The organism is Acetobacter okinawensis JCM 25146 (assembly GCF_000613865.1).
In the GTDB taxonomy this organism is placed as follows: Bacteria; Pseudomonadota; Alphaproteobacteria; order Acetobacterales; family Acetobacteraceae; genus Acetobacter; species Acetobacter okinawensis.
Window position 1 is genome coordinate 118,401 of the sequence record NZ_BAJU01000001.1, and the last position, 16,525, is coordinate 134,925.

At 57.5% G+C, this 16,525-nt stretch carries 13 protein-coding genes, 1 tRNA gene and 3 pseudogenes; 12 read left to right on the plus strand and 5 right to left on the minus strand.

Annotation, left to right across the window (positions count from 1 at the left end; all coding sequences use genetic code 11):
• The first annotated feature begins 67 nt into the window (after positions 1 to 67).
• From JCM25146_RS00590 to prfA, 6 genes and pseudogenes are all read left to right on the plus strand, one after another.
• Positions 68 to 1,321 carry an aspartate kinase gene (locus tag JCM25146_RS00590; RefSeq protein ID WP_025825090.1) on the plus strand — a complete coding sequence of 418 codons (1,254 nt, stop codon included), beginning with the start codon at positions 68 to 70 and terminating at the stop codon, positions 1,319 to 1,321.
• Positions 1,314 to 2,402 (plus strand): NAD(P)H-dependent flavin oxidoreductase, encoded by a 1,089-nt coding sequence (locus JCM25146_RS00595; RefSeq protein ID WP_051543839.1) that lies wholly within the window; start codon positions 1,314 to 1,316, stop codon positions 2,400 to 2,402. The genes JCM25146_RS00590 and JCM25146_RS00595 overlap by 8 nt, the downstream gene beginning before the upstream one ends.
• A gap of 80 nt (positions 2,403 to 2,482) precedes the next feature.
• Positions 2,483 to 3,691, plus strand: a complete 1,209-nt coding sequence (locus JCM25146_RS16200) for a helix-turn-helix domain-containing protein (protein WP_242400809.1) — start codon at positions 2,483 to 2,485, stop codon at positions 3,689 to 3,691.
• Positions 3,692 to 3,829: 138 nt separating this feature from the next.
• A pseudogene (ispG, locus tag JCM25146_RS16205) lies at positions 3,830 to 4,989 on the plus strand (flavodoxin-dependent (E)-4-hydroxy-3-methylbut-2-enyl-diphosphate synthase).
• 130 nt (positions 4,990 to 5,119) lie between these two features.
• Positions 5,120 to 6,370 carry a histidine--tRNA ligase gene (gene hisS / locus JCM25146_RS00610; protein WP_025825093.1) on the plus strand — a complete coding sequence of 417 codons (1,251 nt, stop codon included), beginning with the start codon at positions 5,120 to 5,122 and terminating at the stop codon, positions 6,368 to 6,370.
• Positions 6,367 to 7,425 carry a peptide chain release factor 1 gene (prfA, locus tag JCM25146_RS00615; protein WP_025825095.1) on the plus strand — a complete coding sequence of 353 codons (1,059 nt, stop codon included), beginning with the start codon at positions 6,367 to 6,369 and terminating at the stop codon, positions 7,423 to 7,425. Before hisS ends, prfA begins: the two co-directional genes overlap by 4 nt.
• A gap of 5 nt (positions 7,426 to 7,430) precedes the next feature.
• Here prfA and JCM25146_RS00620 read toward each other — a convergent pair whose 3' ends face one another.
• Entirely contained in the window at positions 7,431 to 7,775 is a 345-nt protein-coding gene (locus JCM25146_RS00620; protein WP_242400810.1) for a hypothetical protein, read from the minus strand.
• Between the two features lie 151 nt (positions 7,776 to 7,926).
• On the opposite strand from JCM25146_RS00620, the pseudogene prmC reads away from it, so the two are divergent.
• Both prmC and JCM25146_RS00635 read left to right on the plus strand, forming a co-directional pair.
• A pseudogene (prmC, locus tag JCM25146_RS16210) lies at positions 7,927 to 8,828 on the plus strand (peptide chain release factor N(5)-glutamine methyltransferase).
• Positions 8,829 to 9,076: 248 nt separating this feature from the next.
• The gene (locus JCM25146_RS00635) at positions 9,077 to 9,520 is read left to right on the plus strand and encodes a DUF4167 domain-containing protein (RefSeq protein WP_025825099.1); all 444 of its coding nucleotides are present in this window, start codon (positions 9,077 to 9,079) and stop codon (positions 9,518 to 9,520) included.
• A 152-nt stretch (positions 9,521 to 9,672) separates the two neighbouring features.
• Here JCM25146_RS00635 and JCM25146_RS00640 read toward each other — a convergent pair.
• Positions 9,673 to 9,747 (minus strand) — tRNA-Met (locus JCM25146_RS00640).
• A 96-nt stretch (positions 9,748 to 9,843) separates the two neighbouring features.
• Positions 9,844 to 10,301, minus strand: a pseudogene (locus JCM25146_RS16215) (MlaD family protein).
• Between the two features lie 131 nt (positions 10,302 to 10,432).
• On the opposite strand from JCM25146_RS16215, the gene JCM25146_RS00650 reads away from it, so the two are divergent.
• Both JCM25146_RS00650 and JCM25146_RS00655 read left to right on the plus strand, forming a co-directional pair.
• Complete coding sequence (locus tag JCM25146_RS00650) at positions 10,433 to 11,281, plus strand: undecaprenyl-diphosphate phosphatase (RefSeq protein ID WP_025825101.1); 849 nt, start codon at positions 10,433 to 10,435, stop codon at positions 11,279 to 11,281.
• 12 nt (positions 11,282 to 11,293) lie between these two features.
• Complete coding sequence (locus JCM25146_RS00655; protein WP_025825103.1) at positions 11,294 to 12,838, plus strand: APC family permease; 1,545 nt, start codon at positions 11,294 to 11,296, stop codon at positions 12,836 to 12,838.
• Here JCM25146_RS00655 and JCM25146_RS00660 read toward each other — a convergent pair.
• Both JCM25146_RS00660 and JCM25146_RS00665 read right to left on the minus strand, forming a co-directional pair.
• Complete coding sequence (locus tag JCM25146_RS00660; protein WP_025825105.1) at positions 12,828 to 13,901, minus strand: ATP-grasp domain-containing protein; 1,074 nt, start codon at positions 13,899 to 13,901, stop codon at positions 12,828 to 12,830. The genes JCM25146_RS00655 and JCM25146_RS00660 overlap by 11 nt on opposite strands.
• Positions 13,902 to 13,909: 8 nt before the next feature.
• Positions 13,910 to 14,476 carry a DedA family protein gene (locus JCM25146_RS00665; protein WP_025825107.1) on the minus strand — a complete coding sequence of 189 codons (567 nt, stop codon included), beginning with the start codon at positions 14,474 to 14,476 and terminating at the stop codon, positions 13,910 to 13,912.
• A 207-nt stretch (positions 14,477 to 14,683) separates the two neighbouring features.
• Between JCM25146_RS00665 and JCM25146_RS00670 the strand changes: the two genes are divergently transcribed.
• Together JCM25146_RS00670 and JCM25146_RS00675 are read left to right on the plus strand one after the other, a co-directional pair.
• Entirely contained in the window at positions 14,684 to 15,673 is a 990-nt protein-coding gene (locus JCM25146_RS00670) for a lytic murein transglycosylase (protein WP_025825109.1), read from the plus strand.
• Positions 15,670 to 16,521 (plus strand): septal ring lytic transglycosylase RlpA family protein, encoded by an 852-nt coding sequence (locus JCM25146_RS00675; RefSeq protein WP_025825111.1) that lies wholly within the window; start codon positions 15,670 to 15,672, stop codon positions 16,519 to 16,521. The genes JCM25146_RS00670 and JCM25146_RS00675 overlap by 4 nt, the downstream gene beginning before the upstream one ends.
• Positions 16,522 to 16,525: the final 4 nt, after the last annotated feature.

Consider the following 16,525-nt stretch of genomic DNA (forward strand, 5'->3'; position numbering starts at 1 on the left):
TTTTGTCAAAGCCGTGGCACTGGGGCGTGTGGCATGATCTGCGGCTTGTCTGGTGGAGAATAAAGCTATGTCCGGTTCCGCACCCCGGATTGTCATGAAATTCGGCGGAACGTCTGTCGGCGACCTTGATCGTATTCGGGCCGTGGCCGAGCGCGTCAAAAAACAGAAAGACGCAGGATGTGATGTTCTGGTTGTTGTGTCCGCCATGGCGGGGGAAACAAACAGGCTCGTCGGTTTCTGCCAGTCTCTTTCCGCGCTGCATGATCCCAAGGAATACGATTCCATTGTGGCTACGGGTGAGCAGGTAACCAGCGGTCTGCTGGCCATTGCCCTGCAGAACCTTGGTGTGCCGTCCCGCTCGTTTGCCGGGTGGCAGGTGCCAATCCGGACCGATTCGGCACATGGCAAGGCCAGTCTGGATTCGATTGACGGCGAAAAACTGCTCGGCTGCATGGCAGAGGGCATGGTGCCGGTTGTCGCGGGGTTTCAGGGCGTTGCGCCAGATGGGCGGGTGTCCACCCTTGGCCGTGGTGGCTCGGACACGTCTGCCGTGGCTCTTGCTGCGGCCATCAAGGCAGACCGGTGCGATATCTACACGGATGTGGACGGTATTTATACGACCGACCCGCGCATTGTGCCCAAGGCGCGCAAGCTTGATAAAATTACCTATGAGGAAATGCTGGAACTGGCCTCGGTCGGCGCCAAGGTGCTGCAAACCCGCAGTGTCGGGCTTGCCATGCGCGAAGGGGTGCGGGTGCAGGTGCTTTCCAGCTTTGCGGATGGTCCGGCTGTTATGGAAGGGCATCTTCCCGGGTCTTTGGTGGTGGATGAGGACGAAATCGTGGAAAAAAAACTGGTTACCGGCATTGCCTACTCCCGTGATGAAGCCAAGCTGTCGGTTCGGCGCATTCCGGACCGGCCCGGTATTGCCGCCGCAATTTTTGGCCCCATGAGCGAAGCCCACGTGAACGTGGACATGATCGTGCAGAGCACAGGGGCGGACGGCACGACCAACATGACTTTTACAACCAGCAAGAGCGACCTGCCGCAGGCGATCAACGTGCTCGAAAGTGTGCGGGACTCCGTGCAGTATGAAGAGCTGGCGACCGACCCGGATATTGTGAAGGTCAGTGTTGTTGGCACGGGCATGCGCTCGCATGCCGGGGTGGCCAGCACCATGTTCCGCACGCTTTCCGAGCGTTCAATCAATATTCAGGCGATCTCCACGAGCGAGATCAAGATTTCCGTTCTGGTGGCAGCGGAATACGCGGAACTTGCCGTGCGTGCCCTGCACACCGCATACGGGTTGGATAATGTCTGAGCAAAGCAACGTGGTCTGCACGACTGAAGAACCTACCCCCGCAGAACTGAACCGGGCGCGCAAGCGGCTGGACGGGTTGTGGCGGCGTGGCACCGAGTTTTTGGGCACGCAGTACGCCATTCTTGGCGGGGCCATGTCCTGGGTCAGCGAGCGTAATCTGGTTTCTGCCATTTCCAATGCCGGTGGGTTCGGGGTCATTGCCTGCGGGGCTATGGAACCAGCCCGTCTGGCGGAAGAAATTCAGGCAACCCGCGCCCTGACAGACAGCCCCTTTGGCGTGAACCTGATTACCATGCACCCCCAGCTCAATGAGTTGGTGCAGGTCTGCCTGGACGCCGGTGTGGGTCATATCGTGCTGGCTGGAGGCATTCCGCCGGGGGCTGCGATCAAGGCGATCAAGGACGGCGGGGCAAAGGTCATTGCGTTTTCTCCTGCTCTGGTGCTGGCCAAGCGTCTGGTCAAAATGGGTGTGGACGCGCTGGTGATCGAAGGGGCAGAAGCCGGGGGCCATGTCGGCCCGGTCTCCCTGACTGTTCTGGCGCAGGAAATTCTGCCGCATATTCAGAGCGTTCCGGTCTTTGTGGCCGGTGGTCTGGGACGGGGGGATGCTCTGCTATCCTATCTGGAACTGGGAGCATCTGGTGGGCAGTTGGGTACGCGCTTTGCCGCGGCCGAGGAAAGCATTGCTCACGAAAAGTTTAAAAAAGCGTTTGTCCGCGCCGCCGCACGGGATGCCGTAACGTCGGTCCAGCTGGATGACCGCTTCCCGGTCATTCCTGTTCGCGCACTTGGTAACGAAGGTGGGCGGCAGTTTGTCAGCCATCAGGCCGATGTGATTCGTCGTTTTCAGTCCGGGGAACTCACGCGTGACGCCGCCCAGTTGGAAATCGAACATTTCTGGGCCGGTGCATTGCGCCGCGCAGTTATTGACGGCGACGTGGAACAGGGCTCTGTTATGGCAGGCCAGTCTGTTGGTATGGTAACGTCTGTTCAGCCTGTGGCGCAGATCATCGAGGATCTGGTTGAGCAGGCTGTGGTGGCACTGGTGCGTCAACAACGTCGTATGGATGCGGATGGCTGAATACGCCCAAGGTTCCGAGCAGGATCAAGGCTCGCCTCTGCCCCCCCTCCCTGATGTGGAGCTTGGGGGTAGGCGAGGCTTTGCGTAAGCGCCGGGAGCAGCTCGGCTGGTCCATCGGGGATGTGGCCGCCTGGTTGCGGATTCGTGGCGTTTATCTGGAGGCGCTGGAGAACGGCAACGCCAGCGTTCTGCCAGCGGAAGTGTATGCTCTGGGTTTCCTGCGGACCTATGGGCAGGCCCTGGGTTTTGAGCCCGAGCATCTGTTAAAGCTTTATCGGCAGGAAGGCCGGCTGGGTGTGCGTAAGCCCGAGCTGGATTTCCCCGACCCACCACCAGACCGCCGCCTGCCACCAGCCGTCAGCATTTCGTTGGGTTTGGCTGTTATTCTGGCAAGCTATATTGGTTGGTACTGTTTTGTCGGGCATGTTCCCCCTGCACCAGAGCGCGTGCCGCCTGTAGCAAGCCTTATGCCGGGTGAGAGTGCAAAAAATGCACCATCACCTCAGGTGGCCTCCATTCTGCCGGACCATAATGTCGCGCAGGTTCCACCGGTGCCTGTGGTGGCGCAGGTGGTCCCGCTGCAAAATGCGCCATCTGTGCAAAATGAAGCTCAGAGCACACCCGCACCTTCGCCAACTACACCCGTGGAGGGGGCGGTGGTTCCTCAATCAGTCAATCCTGTTGCGTCGGTGCCAGTACAGCCTGCGGCAGAACCCGCAGAGCATAACGCGCCCGACGTAGCCAATGGCACACAGGATGCTCCTCTTACGCTCAAGGCACTTGCAGCAAGTTGGGTGCAGGTCAGGAACGTGGGTGGCAAGGTGGTGTACGACCACATCTTGCAGCCGGGCGATGCGTGGACGGTGCCCGCCGATAATGGGCCTTACACTCTGACTGTGGGGAACGCAGGCGGCATAGCCCTTGCACAAGGCAGCATCACAACCCCACCTTTGGGGAAGAATGGCGCTGTTCTGCGGCATATTGCCCTAACGCCGGATGCTGTGCGGCAGGTGCAGACTGGCGGTAGTCTCAATTCTGTTGCTACCCCTGCGGTACCCGTTGTGGCGTCGCCGGCAGTGGGAGGGGCAGCGTTGCCTGTCCAAAGCGTAACGGCGGATAAACCGAAGGCTGATGTGTCCGCCGTACCTGTTGTTGGGGCGGGAGAGGGCAGTGCTGGCGCGCCTTTAGCCAGTGCGGCCAAACCACCTCTGCACAGTGCGGCACCTCCTGCGGAACCCAGCGCGGATGACCTGAATGCCCGCCAGCTTAATGGGCTTGGCGCGCACTGAATGGCTCTTTCCATGCTTTATGTGTAGCCAACCGGCCTTGATTTTGGCAGGAAAGCACCAAACCTAGAGCGGGAGACGCCGCAGCGCCGAAGCGCGGCAGATCCTCCCCCAACTGTCGTCTCGACAAAAGGATGCAAGATGAGCGGCTACCGGCCTTACCAGCATATCGAACGTCGGAAATCTCGGCAGATCCACGTCGGCAAGGTAGCCGTCGGTGGGGATGCCCCGATTTCGTCCAGACCATGACCAACACACTGACCAGCGACGCACAGGCGACTATTGAGCAGATTCGCCGCGCCGAACTGGCTGGGGTGGATATCGTGCGTGTTTCCTGCCCCGATGAGGAGAGCACGGCAGCACTGGCTGAAATTGTAAGGGAAGTGAATGTGCCCATCGTGGCCGATATTCATTTCCACTATAAACGCGCGATTGAGGCCGCCAAGGCCGGGGCTGCGTGCCTGCGTATTAACCCCGGCAATATCGGCAGCGCCGAGCGTGTGCGTGAGGTGGTGCAGGCAGCTAAGGATTATGGCTGCTCCATCCGTATTGGCGTGAACGCGGGTTCGCTGGAAAAGCATCTGCTGGAAAAATACGGCGAGCCTAACCCGGAAGCTCTGGTGGAAAGCGCTCTCGAACACGCTAAAATTCTGGAAGATCACGATTTCCGGGAATTCAAGATCAGCGTCAAGGCGTCTGACGTGTTCATGGCGGTTGCCGCGTATCAGCAACTGGCTGATGCGTGCGATTACCCGCTGCATATTGGCATTACCGAAGCAGGCAGCAAGCGTGCCGGTACGGTCAAATCCTCCATCGGGCTTGGCAATCTGCTCTGGGCTGGGGTGGGTGACACCATGCGTGTCTCCCTTTCCGCAGCCCCCGAGGAGGAAGTGCTGGTCGGCTGGGATATTCTTAAATCCCTTGGTCTGCGCCACCGTGGGGTCAAGATCATTTCCTGCCCGTCCTGCGCACGTCAGGGCTTTAATGTGGTGGAAACGGTCCAGACACTCGAAGACCGTCTGGCCCATATCAAAACCCCGCTTACCCTTTCCATCATCGGGTGCGTGGTCAATGGCCCGGGCGAAGCGCTTATGACCGACCTTGGGGTGACCGGGGGTGGTTCTGGCCGCCACATGGTTTACTCCGCTGGCAAGCAGGACCATACCATTGCTGCTGGTGACATGATCAACCATGTTGTCGAACTGGTTGAAGAGCGTGTGGCAGCTATTGAAGCCGCAGAAGCGCTTGCCAAGCAGGAAGGGGTTACCCCCGAACTGCCGGATATGGCATCCGCTAAATAAATACGCGCAACCATCCACCTGCGACCGGGTATCTCAGGTCGTGGGTGGGGTTTGTTCGCCCATCATAAATTACACATGGATCAGGCCGCACAGCCCGCAGGGCGTGTGCGTCAATCAGGAAAAACAGGCCGTGAGCAGCATTCAGCCCGTAAGAGGAACGCACGATCTTATTGGAGAAGAGCAACGCCGCCATGCGCGCGTGGTCAGCACCGCGCGCCATATTGCCGGTCTTTACGGGTTTGATGAATGGTCCACCCCCATTTTTGAAGAAACCCGTGTTTTCTCCCGCTCTTTGGGCGATACTTCGGATGTTGTCTCTAAAGAGATGTATTCCTTCAACGACCGTGACGGGGAAAGCCTGACACTGCGGCCAGAAGGTACGGCAGCTATTTGCCGGGCACTTGTCACAAATGCGCTCACACAGTCACTGCCGCAGAAGGTGTTCTATACCGGCCCCATGTTCCGCCACGAGCGGCCACAAAAGGGGCGTTACCGCCAGTTCCACCAGATTGGCGCGGAACTGCTGGGAGCGGCTGAGCCTTTGGCTGATGCGGAAGCCATAGCCCTTGGTTATGCCGTTCTGGAAGCGCTGGGGGTTGCCCAATACGTAACGCTTGAGTTGAACACCCTGGGCGATGCCGCCAGTCGGGATGCCTGGCGGCAGGCTCTGGTTGCGTATTTTTCTGCGCATGAGGGCAGGTTGTCCGAAGATAGCCGTATCAGGCTCGCAAAAAATCCGCTGCGTATTCTTGATAGCAAGGATGCAGGTGATCGCGAGCTTGTCGCCAATGCGCCCATGATGGAAGAATTCCTGACCATTGAGGCACGTACGTTCTGGGATGAGTTGCGCCTCAAGCTTGATCTGTTTGGCATTGCGTACACGGTTAATCCAGCCATTGTGCGCGGGCTTGATTACTACAACCACACCACATTTGAATTTGTGACCAACCGTCTGGGGTCGCAGGGGACAGTTCTGGCGGGTGGACGGTATGATGGTCTGGTCAAGCAGATGGGTGGGCCGGAAGTGCCAGCCATTGGCTGGGCCGCCGGGGTTGAGCGTCTGGGCATGTTGCTGGAGAGCGCGCCAGAGGCTCCACGCTCGGTGGTGCTGATCCCCGTTGGCTCGCCTGACGAAAAAGCCGTGTGCCAGATTTTGCAGGCCCTACGCCAGCAGGGGGTGCGGACGGAAATAGGCTACAAAGGGTCGCTGCGTAAGCGGATGGAGCGGGCAGGCAAGCAGAATGCAAGCCATGTCCTGTTCTTGGGCGAAGACGAACTGGCCCGTGGTGTGTTCCGTGTCAAAAGCATGGAAACCGGGCAGGAAGATGAAGTGGCGACAGATGCCCTGCTGTCTGATGCGCGGAGTGTTTTTGCGCGATGAACCTTGATGAGCGGCTGGACCGTATTGCCAGTCGGGCGCTTGAGTTGGAAGCGCATCTGGCGAGCGGGTTAAGTGGGGATGCCTTTACGCAGGCATCCCGCGAGTATGCTGAAATTGAACCGGTTGTTGCCCGTATTAACGACCTGCGCGCAACCGAGTTAAGCATTGTGCAGGCAGAATCCCTTCTGTCCGACCCTGAAATGCAGGAGCTTGCGGGCGAAGAGCTTGCGGAACTGCGTGAAAAACTGCCCCAATTGCAGCGTGAGGTCCGTCTGGCGCTTCTTCCCAAGGACGTGGCGGACGAGCGCAGCGCAATTCTGGAAGTGCGCCCCGCTGCCGGGGGGGACGAGGCAGCCCTGTTTGCCGCAGAACTGTTTGACCTGTACCGCCGTTATGCGGACCTTAAAGGCTGGCGCTTTACCGTTATGGATTATGACGAGAGCGAACTTGGCGGCCTGCGTGGTGGTATTGCCGAAATTAACGGCAAAAGTGTTTTTGCCCGCCTTAAATACGAATCTGGTGTGCACCGTGTGCAGCGCGTGCCTGCGACCGAGGCACAGGGGCGTATCCATACATCCACCGTTACTGTGGCCGTGCTGCCAGAGGCGGAAGAGGTGGATGTCACGATTAACGAAGCCGAACTGCGTATAGATGTTTTTCGGGCTTCGGGCGCTGGTGGGCAGCATGTGAACAAAACCGAAAGTGCTGTGCGCATTACCCATCTGCCGACCAATATTGTCGTGTCCATGCAGGAAGAAAAAAGCCAGCATAAAAACCGTGCCAAGGCGATGAAGATCCTGCGGGCCCGTCTGTACGAACGTGAGCGCGAGCAGGCCCATGCGCATCGCGCTGCAGACAGGCGCTCACAGGTAGGAACGGGGGATAGGTCAGAGCGGATCCGGACCTATAATTTCCCGCAGGGGCGGGTGACGGACCACCGGATCAACCTGACGCTGTACAAGATCGATCGGGTCATGCTGGGTGAGCTGGACGAGTTTGTGGATGCGCTGACGCAGGAAGAGCAGGCCGCCCTTATGGCGGATGCGGGCTTTTAACCTGTTTAGCTGATCGGGGTGGAGCAGACCTCCCCCCGACCGGGGATGCGCTCGGCAGCTTCGGGGGCTTGTGGGTCAACCAGATAAAAATCGGTAAAGCCACCAGAGCCTAAAGCGTAAAAGTGGCGGCCATCGGGGTTGTGTAGAAGACCACTACTGCTGACCTCATGCGTTTCTACCCGCCCATCCACCGTGCGAATGGTAATTTCTCCGCACAATGTGTAGGTGTGGTCCAGACGCCCCTGTGGGGTGGGAATGCGCACGGTTTTGTACCGTGTGCCATCATCAAGCCGAAAGACGGACGCCAGCTTGCCGTCCAGATAAATGCGTGAGACCTCGGAAATTTCCATGTCGCTTTTTCGTCGGTGACCGAAACTCGCCAGCCATGGCGGCATGCGCAGGCAACAGCAGACCCGCGCAGGTCATGGCCGTAAAGGTCCAAGGATTGAGAAAAAGCGGGAAGCAGGCATTTGATATGTGCAGATCGGACGATTTGTTGAAATGACAGTGCAAAGCAAAGCAGAAAACACACCGCATCACCAGCCTATACAGGAGTTGCTGGCAAACGGGGCGGCACTTTTGCGCGATGCGGGGGTGGAAAACCCCCGGCGGGAGGCGCGTCTGCTTTTGCAGCATGCTCTGGGCCTGACGCCGGAGGCCATGCTGGCTCTGTCCGTGCGTGATTGTGTGGCTGTTGAGCCTTTTCTGGCATGGGTGGCCCGTCGCGCACAGCATGAACCTTTTGCCTATATTACGGGCAGCAAGGGGTTCTGGAGTCTTGATCTGTCGGTCTCTTCAGCCTCTTTGGTGCCTAGGGGGGATACGGAAACCCTGATTGCAGCGCTGCTGGAGCACTGCCCTGACCACAATGCAGACTTGTCCTTCCTTGATCTGGGAACGGGGACAGGCTGCATATTGCTTGCAGCACTTGCGGAATACCCGAAGGCATGGGGTGTGGGGGTGGATGTCAATCCGGCAGCGGCCATTCTGGCCTATGGGAATGCCCGGCGCTGCAACATGTCCGCACGGGCGTTGATTATGGCTGGCCAGTGGGTTGAGGCCCTGAGTACTCAAAGCCGGTTTGACGTTGTTTTTAGCAACCCGCCCTACATTCCCACCACCGATCTGGATGGTCTGATGGAGGAGGTGCGGCGGCATGAACCGTGCGGGCACTTGATGGTGGGCAGGATGGTCTGGATGCCTACCGGCACCTCTGTGCTTGTCTGCCCCGGCTCTTAAAGCACAATGGCGTTGGTATTTTTGAATTTGGCATAGGGCAGGAGCCTGCATTGCGTGACATAGCGGCGCAGAATGGGCTGGAAGTTGTGCAGGTTATGCCTGATCTGGCAGGCATAGCGCGCTGCATTGTGCTCCGCCAGGGGCAGCCATATGCCGGAAACTGAAAAAACCGGTTGGCTTTGTTGTTGAGCATTGTTATTATCATAACGCTCAGTCCTGCGGCAGAAAGCAGATTAATAAAATCTGCCACGGTGGATGAGCGGTAAGGGCTTTTCTTCCGGCAAAACAAACAGATTGCCGCCAAAAGCCCATTCCGAAAAAACAATTCGGCCTTCATTCAGGAACATGCCTTTTGTATCGGACTGTTTCTTCATGCAAAGTGCCATGAACAGGAAAGCACTGTGACAAACCCATGAATGTAAAACGGATGCGTACCAGACACCATCGTTCCAGCGGGAGCAATGGAGCGTCCAGGCAGTTGAATGGCCAGATTCCCATGAACCGGAATCATGTTTTTGACAGTCATGGCCCCGATGTGCGGGTCAGAGGCACAGCACAGCAGCTTTTTGAAAAATATCTTCAGCTCGGCCGCGATGCAACAGGCAGCGGTGACCGGGTGGCGGCGGAAGCTTACTTCCAGCATGCCGAGCATTATTTCCGTATTCTGAACGCAATGGCGCAGGCTGCACAGCAGAGCCAGCAGGAGCGTGCGGAGCGTCAGGCTGCCCGGCAGCAGCGGGTTGCAGCCAATTCTTCCGAGGAAGAGGAAGAAGACCAGACCGAAATGGAAAATGATAACGCGGCTGAGGTCAAAGACCTTTCCGCCGAGCCGCAGCCGGAACTCTCCGAAGGCTGATTGCCCAAGCCATGATCCAGCCTTTGCCCTGTAGCCATGCATATGGAGCAGGGTGATGGCTCGGTCGTTTGACCATGAAGCCAAATAAGGCGTGGCTATTTATCTCACACATGCTGTGATGATAAAATAAATGCCTGTTTTTTAAGGAAATTTGGTAGCGGCGGAAGGATTTGAACCTCCGACCAAGGGATTATGATTCCCCTGCTCTACCACTGAGCTACGCCGCCACTGGTTGGTGGCGGTTATGTATCTGTTCCAAGGGGGGGCGTCAATCCATCTTGTCAGTTTTTTTTTAAAAAACTGATTGGTTGGAAGGAATTGGCCTACTGGTCCAGGTTGCCTGCACCAAAAATATAATTACTGACCTGCTGCTCAAGGCTGGATGGCTCCAGTGTGTGTGTCATCATCTGGCCCGCCTGAGCAACGGTTGTGGCTTTGCCCGGCTCGATCATCAGGCATTGTCGGAGGAGAGGGTGCTGCTGCCTATTGTCAGCGTGCTGTCGGTCGGCAGGTGGAGCGCACCATCAAGCCGGAAATGGACAATAGCCATCTGGGATGCGGGGTCCAGAATAATGCTGGAAACGCGGCCAACCTTTACACCGGCAATATCAACATCCGCACCGCGCGCCAGACCATTGGCTGAGACAAAGCGGGCCGAAAGTTCGTAGGATGTTTTGCCCGGTGTTTTCTGGGTGTTGGTCGCATACAGCCCAAACCCGGTTGCAGCAGCCAGAACCAGAGTGCTGCACATAATCGCGCCTATGTGGTTTTGTCGGCTCATGGTTGCTTTTGGCCCTTATTGCAAATGTGTGCTTGCACAAAATGTTAAACAGGACGAAATCCTTGCAGCACTTGGGCGCATGGTGCAAGGACAGCGCTCAGATATCAGCCAGTTTGGAACCCTAAACGCACATGTCCCTTTTTCAGGCACTTATCATGGCGCTGCTTCAGGGCGCTACGGAGCTTTTTCCTGTCAGCAGTCTTGGGCATGCTGTTGTCCTGCCGTCTTTGCTGCACTGGTCCTATGACCTGCATGACCCGACTTTTCTGCCTTTTCTGGTCATGTTGCATATGGGGACTTCGGTCGCGCTGCTGATCTTTTTCTGGCAGGACTGGCTGGCACTTTGCAAAGGGGCATTCGGGTCGTTCGGGCATCGGATCCAGCTTGAGAGCCTGCATATTCTGTGGCTGATCTGCCTTGCTACCGTGCCTGCTGTTATTATTGGCGGCCTGTTTGAACACTGGTTGCGCAGCGTGTTCGGTTCCGCGTCTTCTGCTGCGCTGTTCTTGTTCCTCAACGGAGTTCTGCTGCTTGTGGTGGAAAAACTGCGGGGCAGTGTGGTCAGGAAGGATGTCCGTTATCTGGCTAGCCTGACATCGCGTGATGCGCTGTTTATTGGCGCTTTCCAATGCTTTGCTTTTTTTCCCGGCCTGTCACGCTCGGGGGCAACAATCTGTGGTGGGCTGCTGCGCGGACTACACCATGATGCGGCTGCGCGCTTTTCCTTCCTTATGGCCCAGCCTGTCATTATTGCCGCAACGGTGCGAGAGGCCTTTAAAATGCGCCACACGCCCATTGACCCGGGGCAGATGCATATTGCCCTGCTGGCGGCCGTTGTGTCCGGGCTGACGGCTCTGGCCAGCACGGCCTTCCTCATGCGGTATTTCCGCCGCCATGATAGTTGGGCGATGTCGCCTTTTGCATGGTATTGCATGGTGGTTGGCGGAGTGGCTTTTCTGATCTTCCACTTTGCCGGGTGAATGGTGGAGAGGATGAAGCATGCCCGCCGCCCCCAACTCCGAAAGAGCCTTGCCAGAATTGAGCATGAAAACACACGGCAACGGCTAAAAAAAACGCTGGGGCCGTGGCAGTTGACCATGCTGGGTGTCGGCTCAACCATTGGTGCTGGCATTTATGTCATGACTGGTACGGCCGCGGCCAATTATGCCGGGCCTTCCATTCTGCTGTCATTTGTTGTTGCAGGGATTGCATGCCTGTTTACAGCCCTGTCTTATGCGGAGCTGGCGTCTGTCATGCCGGTTTCGGGGTCGGCCTATACCTATGCCTATGTATCTATGGGAGAAGGGTGGGCTTGGGCTGTGGGCTGGCTGCTTCTAATGGAATACGGCATCTCATGCGCCGGGGTGGCGGCAGGTTTTTCGGGTTATGCGGCAAGTCTGCTGGAAGATCTGGGCGTGCACGTTCCTGCTGCTCTGCACACGACAACTCTTGAGGTCGTCTATCAGGGGGCTAACAGGCACATGGCGGCTCACGGGCAGTGTGATCTGCTGGGGGCCATGTCTATTCTGGCGGTGACATCCCTGCTGATTCTGGGGGTGCGTGAATCCTTTAAAATCAACTCCCTTATTGTTGTGCTTAAAGTAGGTGTGCTGGCGGTTTTTGTGGCTTTGGGCATCTGGCAGATGCATCCGGCTTACTGGACACCGTTTATCCCACCGTATCAGGGTGGGTTCCGCTATGGCGTCCCCGGTATTTTTCGGGCGGCATCCGTTATCTTTTTTGCCTATGTCGGGTTTGAAGCAGTCTCTACTGCGGCGGCGGAAGCCAGAAACCCCAAGCGGGATGTGCCCGTGGGTATTGTGCTGTCGCTGTTGATCTGTACCGGCGTCTATATGGTGGTAGCAGCCGTGCTGATTGGCGTTGTGCCATGGCAGTCGCTGGATGTTGCAGACCCACTGGCTATTGCGGTCAACGCCATGCACCAGCCGTGGCTGGCCCTGTTTGTCAAGATTGGTGCGGTGGTGGGGTTATGCTCGGTTCTTATGGGCCTGTTGTACGCCCAGAGCCGCATCTTTTTTGCCATGGCGGAAGATGGCCTGTTGTTTTCAGTTTTTGCCCGTTTGCACAGGCGCTACCAGACACCATGGATCGGCAGCATTTTGCTGGGTTGCGTGGTGGCGCTGGCTACTGCCGTGCTGCCCATTGATATTATTGGTGATCTGGTCAGTCTGGGTACGGCTACAGCATTTGGCATTGTCTGTTTTACTGTCATATGGATGCGCAATACAGCGCCTGAATACAAGCGTGCCTTTGTGGTGCCGTTTGGTGGCTTTGTGTTGCGCGGTGTATGGGTGGGTTACGTGCCTTTGCTGGGTATGCTGTTCTGTGGTTTTATGGTTGCGCCATTATGTTGGGATATGTTTCTGGCGTTAATGGGGGGCGACCCCGTGCCAGCCTTGCTTCTGGCGGTTTATGCGTTATGTGGATGGGGCTGTTATCGTTTTTACGGTCGGCGGCATTCCCGGCTGGGGCAGGAGCAGCGTAACGCGCTGGCGTCTGCTCCGCTCAGTCATTGAGCGGGTAGGACGCTAGCAGCTTTTTCTGTTCTCGCCACAGGCGCAGGCCATACCACAGGTTTGTGGGTTTCCAGCCTGCGGCCTTGTTTTTTGCTCCTATGCGGTAGCTTTCCCCATAATGGAGGAACTGCGCTGCATAGGCCTCGCGCAGGGTGGTGGTGGAATCCCAGATGTGGATAGCTTCGGCCCCAACCCCATTGATTTCTATGATTTCAAAATTCTCTCCCCGCGCCAGATCGGCGACTGAGCGGAATTTAAGATCAATGCGTCCGAAGTAAAAATCGGGAATATCGTGCATGATCTGGTCAATCCGCTGCGTTAGCTCCGGGGTAATATCGGCTATGCCATTGCGGAAGACAGCGCCTTTGCAATGATTGCCAGCAAAAACCAGATCCAGCCTTTGGCCTTTGGGCGGAATGGTATGCAGGCTGCTTTGCAGGCGCGGAGTGTAAATATGGAGCACCTTGCTCGTGCGGGCATCCTGCTTGAGCAGTTCCAGAACCGTGTTTTCCCCGTTGCCGGTCAGGAAGGGGATGTCCTTGTAGGTTAGGGATGTCAGGCGGCCGGTGGGTTCATCCGGATGGCGGATGTAGAACAGTCCTGCCTCATGCGGCCATATGATCAGCTTTTGAATAACAAGGTCGATATTGCGCGGGAACGCGGCGCAGACCTGCGCCAGCTCGTCCTGCGTGTGGACTAGTTTAACGCCTGTCCCGTTGCAGCCGATGTCGGGTTTTACCACAACGGGGAAGCTCAGCCCCGTGTCGTGCATGGCCTGTATGGCGTTCTTTAAGTCATCTGGGCCGGTTGTCAGGGTTGCGTAGGGTGCAATCCACCGTTTTGCATAAGGCCCGGCCATATCCAGTAGGTCACTTTTTCTTTCCCCACACAGGCCACCCGTGGTTATGCGAGGGTTGGCTGCGGTGGGGAGAGTTACGTCCCTGTAGCGCAGGCCCAGCAGAATCCAGTAAGCCACGACAGGTGTGTAAAACAGCCAGCGGGGCCAGAATTCAAACAGCGAAAGCGGGTTGGGTTGTTTCTCATTTTGGGGGACGGAGGGCATGGGCAAAGTCACATCTTGCGTTTTTGGGAGCGTGCAACCAGCCGCCCCATAAGAATGATAACAGCGATAAAGCCAGCAACGCCAACCCAGCGCCAGGCCCCCAGATGGGCCAGCAATACCCCGCCCACTCGCAACGAAAGCAGGAAAAGCGCTGTTGTCCAGATCAGGGTGGCGCAGGTGGTTGCCGCGGTAAAAACCAGCAGACCTGCGCGGAAAAAACCGCAGGCCGTATAGAGTGGCAGGCGGGTGCCCGGAACAAACCGGCTGATAAACACAACCCAGAACAGGTTCTTGCTCAACCATGTCTGCTGCATCTGCTCGGGGGGTGTAGCCATCCACCGTTTTGCGCGTGGCCATCTGGCGGCCAGAGCCCCCAGTGCGTACAACCCCACATCGCCCACCACAATGCCTACGTACAGAGCCATCAGGGCATGGGGGATACTGATCGTGTGTAAATGGACCTGAATGGCCGTAATAACGGTTGCCGCGTCTTCCAGCACAAAAGTGGCCAGAATAACTATCAAAACCTGCACAAGAGGTTGTGAGGCGGTCAGTTCCAGAAAATGGTCCAGCACAGCGGGGCTTGGTCTCCAGCACGCAGGTATGGTCTGTTTTATGCACACAAGCTGCGGCAACAGGCTCTTTTACGCACCGCCTGTCAAGCTTTGGAGGTGTGAGGCACCTGTGCAGGAATGGATTTTAAAGCGCGCAACATAGCCTGACAGAGTCGTAAAAGCAGGATACTGTAAGCTCCTGTGTCGTCTGCAAGGCGGATCGTGCCCATGTTACGTAGAAAACTGCTGCTTGGAGGGAGTACCCTGCTGCTTGCTCCACCTGTTTACGCGCGTCATGCGCAAAAGGCGGGGCATACGGCGCGCGGTGCCTATGCCACTTTTCTGGCCGGGGTTGCGCGGGAGGCTAAGGGGCAGGGAGTCTCGCCTTCTGTTGTTGCGCAGGCACTGGCGCTGACGACAGCCCCCAATGCCAAGGTTTTGCAGGCAGACAGGCACCAACCTGAATTCACGCTGACATGGGCACAGTATAAAGACCGTGTTCTGAGCGAGAAAAAAATGAACGATGGCCTGGCTGCCGTGCAGCAGCGCGCAGGGCTGCTGGGGCAGATCAGCGGCCTGTATGGTGTAGGCAGGGGAGCGCTTGCTGGCATATGGGGGCTGGAATCCGCATATGGCACCCGCATGGGCAAGTTCTCTGTTATCGATGCTCTGGCAACTCTTGCTTATGATGGGCGGCGTGCCAGCTTTTTTCGCGCGGAGTTGCTCAAGGCGCTGCATGTGCTTGAGCAGGCTGGGGTAGCACCTGCTGGTATGCTGGGGAGTTACGCAGGTGCTATGGGGCAGCCGCAGTTCATGCCCAGTGCTTATCTGCGTTATGCTGCGAGCTACGCTGCGGGTGGGCGTGCGGATATATGGCATAACGAAGGCGATGTTTTTGCTTCCATTGCCAACTACCTTGCGCGGTGTGGCTGGCAGGCTGGTCAGCCTTGGGGGGAGGGCGTTTTTGTCCCCGATACACTTGAGCAGTCCCAGCTTGGCCGTAGCCAGACAAGACCACTTGCGTGGTGGCGGCAGCAGGGAGTAAGGCCGCGTGTAGGGGACTTTAATGCATCCGTGAGCGAGGGAGCCGTCATCCGGCCGGATGGTCCGGGTGGGGAAGCATTTATCGTCTACCACAATTTTAACGTGATCCGGCGGTACAATCCTTCGGATTTCTATGCATTGGCCGTAGGGCTTTTGGGTGATGCCATAACGTGAAGAAAGTTGTTTTTGGGGGATGCTGCCTGCTTGTGGTGTCGTGCTCTCCCACGCCACCACCGCGTGCGGATGTGCACTATACCGTGGGGTCTGCGTGGCAGGCGGATGGCCAGTGGTTTTACCCGCGTGAAGAATTTGCGTGGCAGGGGACCGGCCTTGCCGTGCGCCAGAACGGGCGTGAGGGTGAACTGACCGCCAATGGTGAGGTGCGCAGCATGGCCACCATGACGGCAAGCCACCCTACACTCCAGTTGCCCGCCATTGTGACCGTTATCAATCTGGAGAACGGGCGGCAGGTGCGGGTAAGGGTCAATGACCGGGGGCCAGCCCAGATCGGGCGTGCGCTGGCACTCTCCACGCAGGCGGCTAACCTGCTGGGTATGGGCAATGACCCCACGCAGGTCAGAATTGTGGAGGACGAAGCCGCAAGCCGCCAGTTGGCTGAAACCCTGCCCGGAGGTGTTGCCCTGCAAATAGAGGCAGCGCCCAAGGAGCAGGTTCTCCAGTCCAGCCTTGGTAATGCGGAGGATACTTCTGTCGTGGCGGGGAGCCGCGGGGCCGAGGCAGCAGCGCCCGCAGGGGTGCAGCTGCCCGCCCTGCCGGTGGTTTACACACAGGGTTACGCCGCACCGGGCATGCTTTGGGTGGAAACCATGGATTTTACCTCCCGTTCCGCTGCAATGATGCAGGCTGGCGGCCACGGTGGCGTGGTGCGGCCAGTTATGTCTGGCCAAAGCATGATGTGGGCTGTCCGGCAGGGACCGTTTGCGACTATAAGTGCGGCAGACGCAGCCCTTAAACGGGCCTTGTTAAATGGGTTAACTGGTTCTCACATCGTCGTCGAATAGGGAA

What these genes read in the sequence shown, in the direction of transcription:
- JCM25146_RS00590 (WP_025825090.1), top strand. Translation starts at nt 68, where the DNA reads ATGTCCGGTTCCGCACCCCGGATTGTCATGAAATTCGGCGGAACGTCT.
- JCM25146_RS00595 (WP_051543839.1), top strand. Translation starts at nt 1,314, where the DNA reads ATGTCTGAGCAAAGCAACGTGGTCTGCACGACTGAAGAACCTACCCCC.
- prfA (WP_025825095.1), top strand. Translation starts at nt 6,367, where the DNA reads ATGAACCTTGATGAGCGGCTGGACCGTATTGCCAGTCGGGCGCTTGAG.
- JCM25146_RS00620 (WP_242400810.1), bottom strand. Translation starts at nt 7,775, where the DNA reads ATGGAAATTTCCGAGGTCTCACGCATTTATCTGGACGGCAAGCTGGCG.
- JCM25146_RS00635 (WP_025825099.1), top strand. Translation starts at nt 9,077, where the DNA reads ATGAATGTAAAACGGATGCGTACCAGACACCATCGTTCCAGCGGGAGC.
- JCM25146_RS00650 (WP_025825101.1), top strand. Translation starts at nt 10,433, where the DNA reads ATGTCCCTTTTTCAGGCACTTATCATGGCGCTGCTTCAGGGCGCTACG.
- JCM25146_RS00655 (WP_025825103.1), top strand. Translation starts at nt 11,294, where the DNA reads ATGAAGCATGCCCGCCGCCCCCAACTCCGAAAGAGCCTTGCCAGAATT.
- JCM25146_RS00660 (WP_025825105.1), bottom strand. Translation starts at nt 13,901, where the DNA reads ATGCCCTCCGTCCCCCAAAATGAGAAACAACCCAACCCGCTTTCGCTG.
- JCM25146_RS00670 (WP_025825109.1), top strand. Translation starts at nt 14,684, where the DNA reads ATGTTACGTAGAAAACTGCTGCTTGGAGGGAGTACCCTGCTGCTTGCT.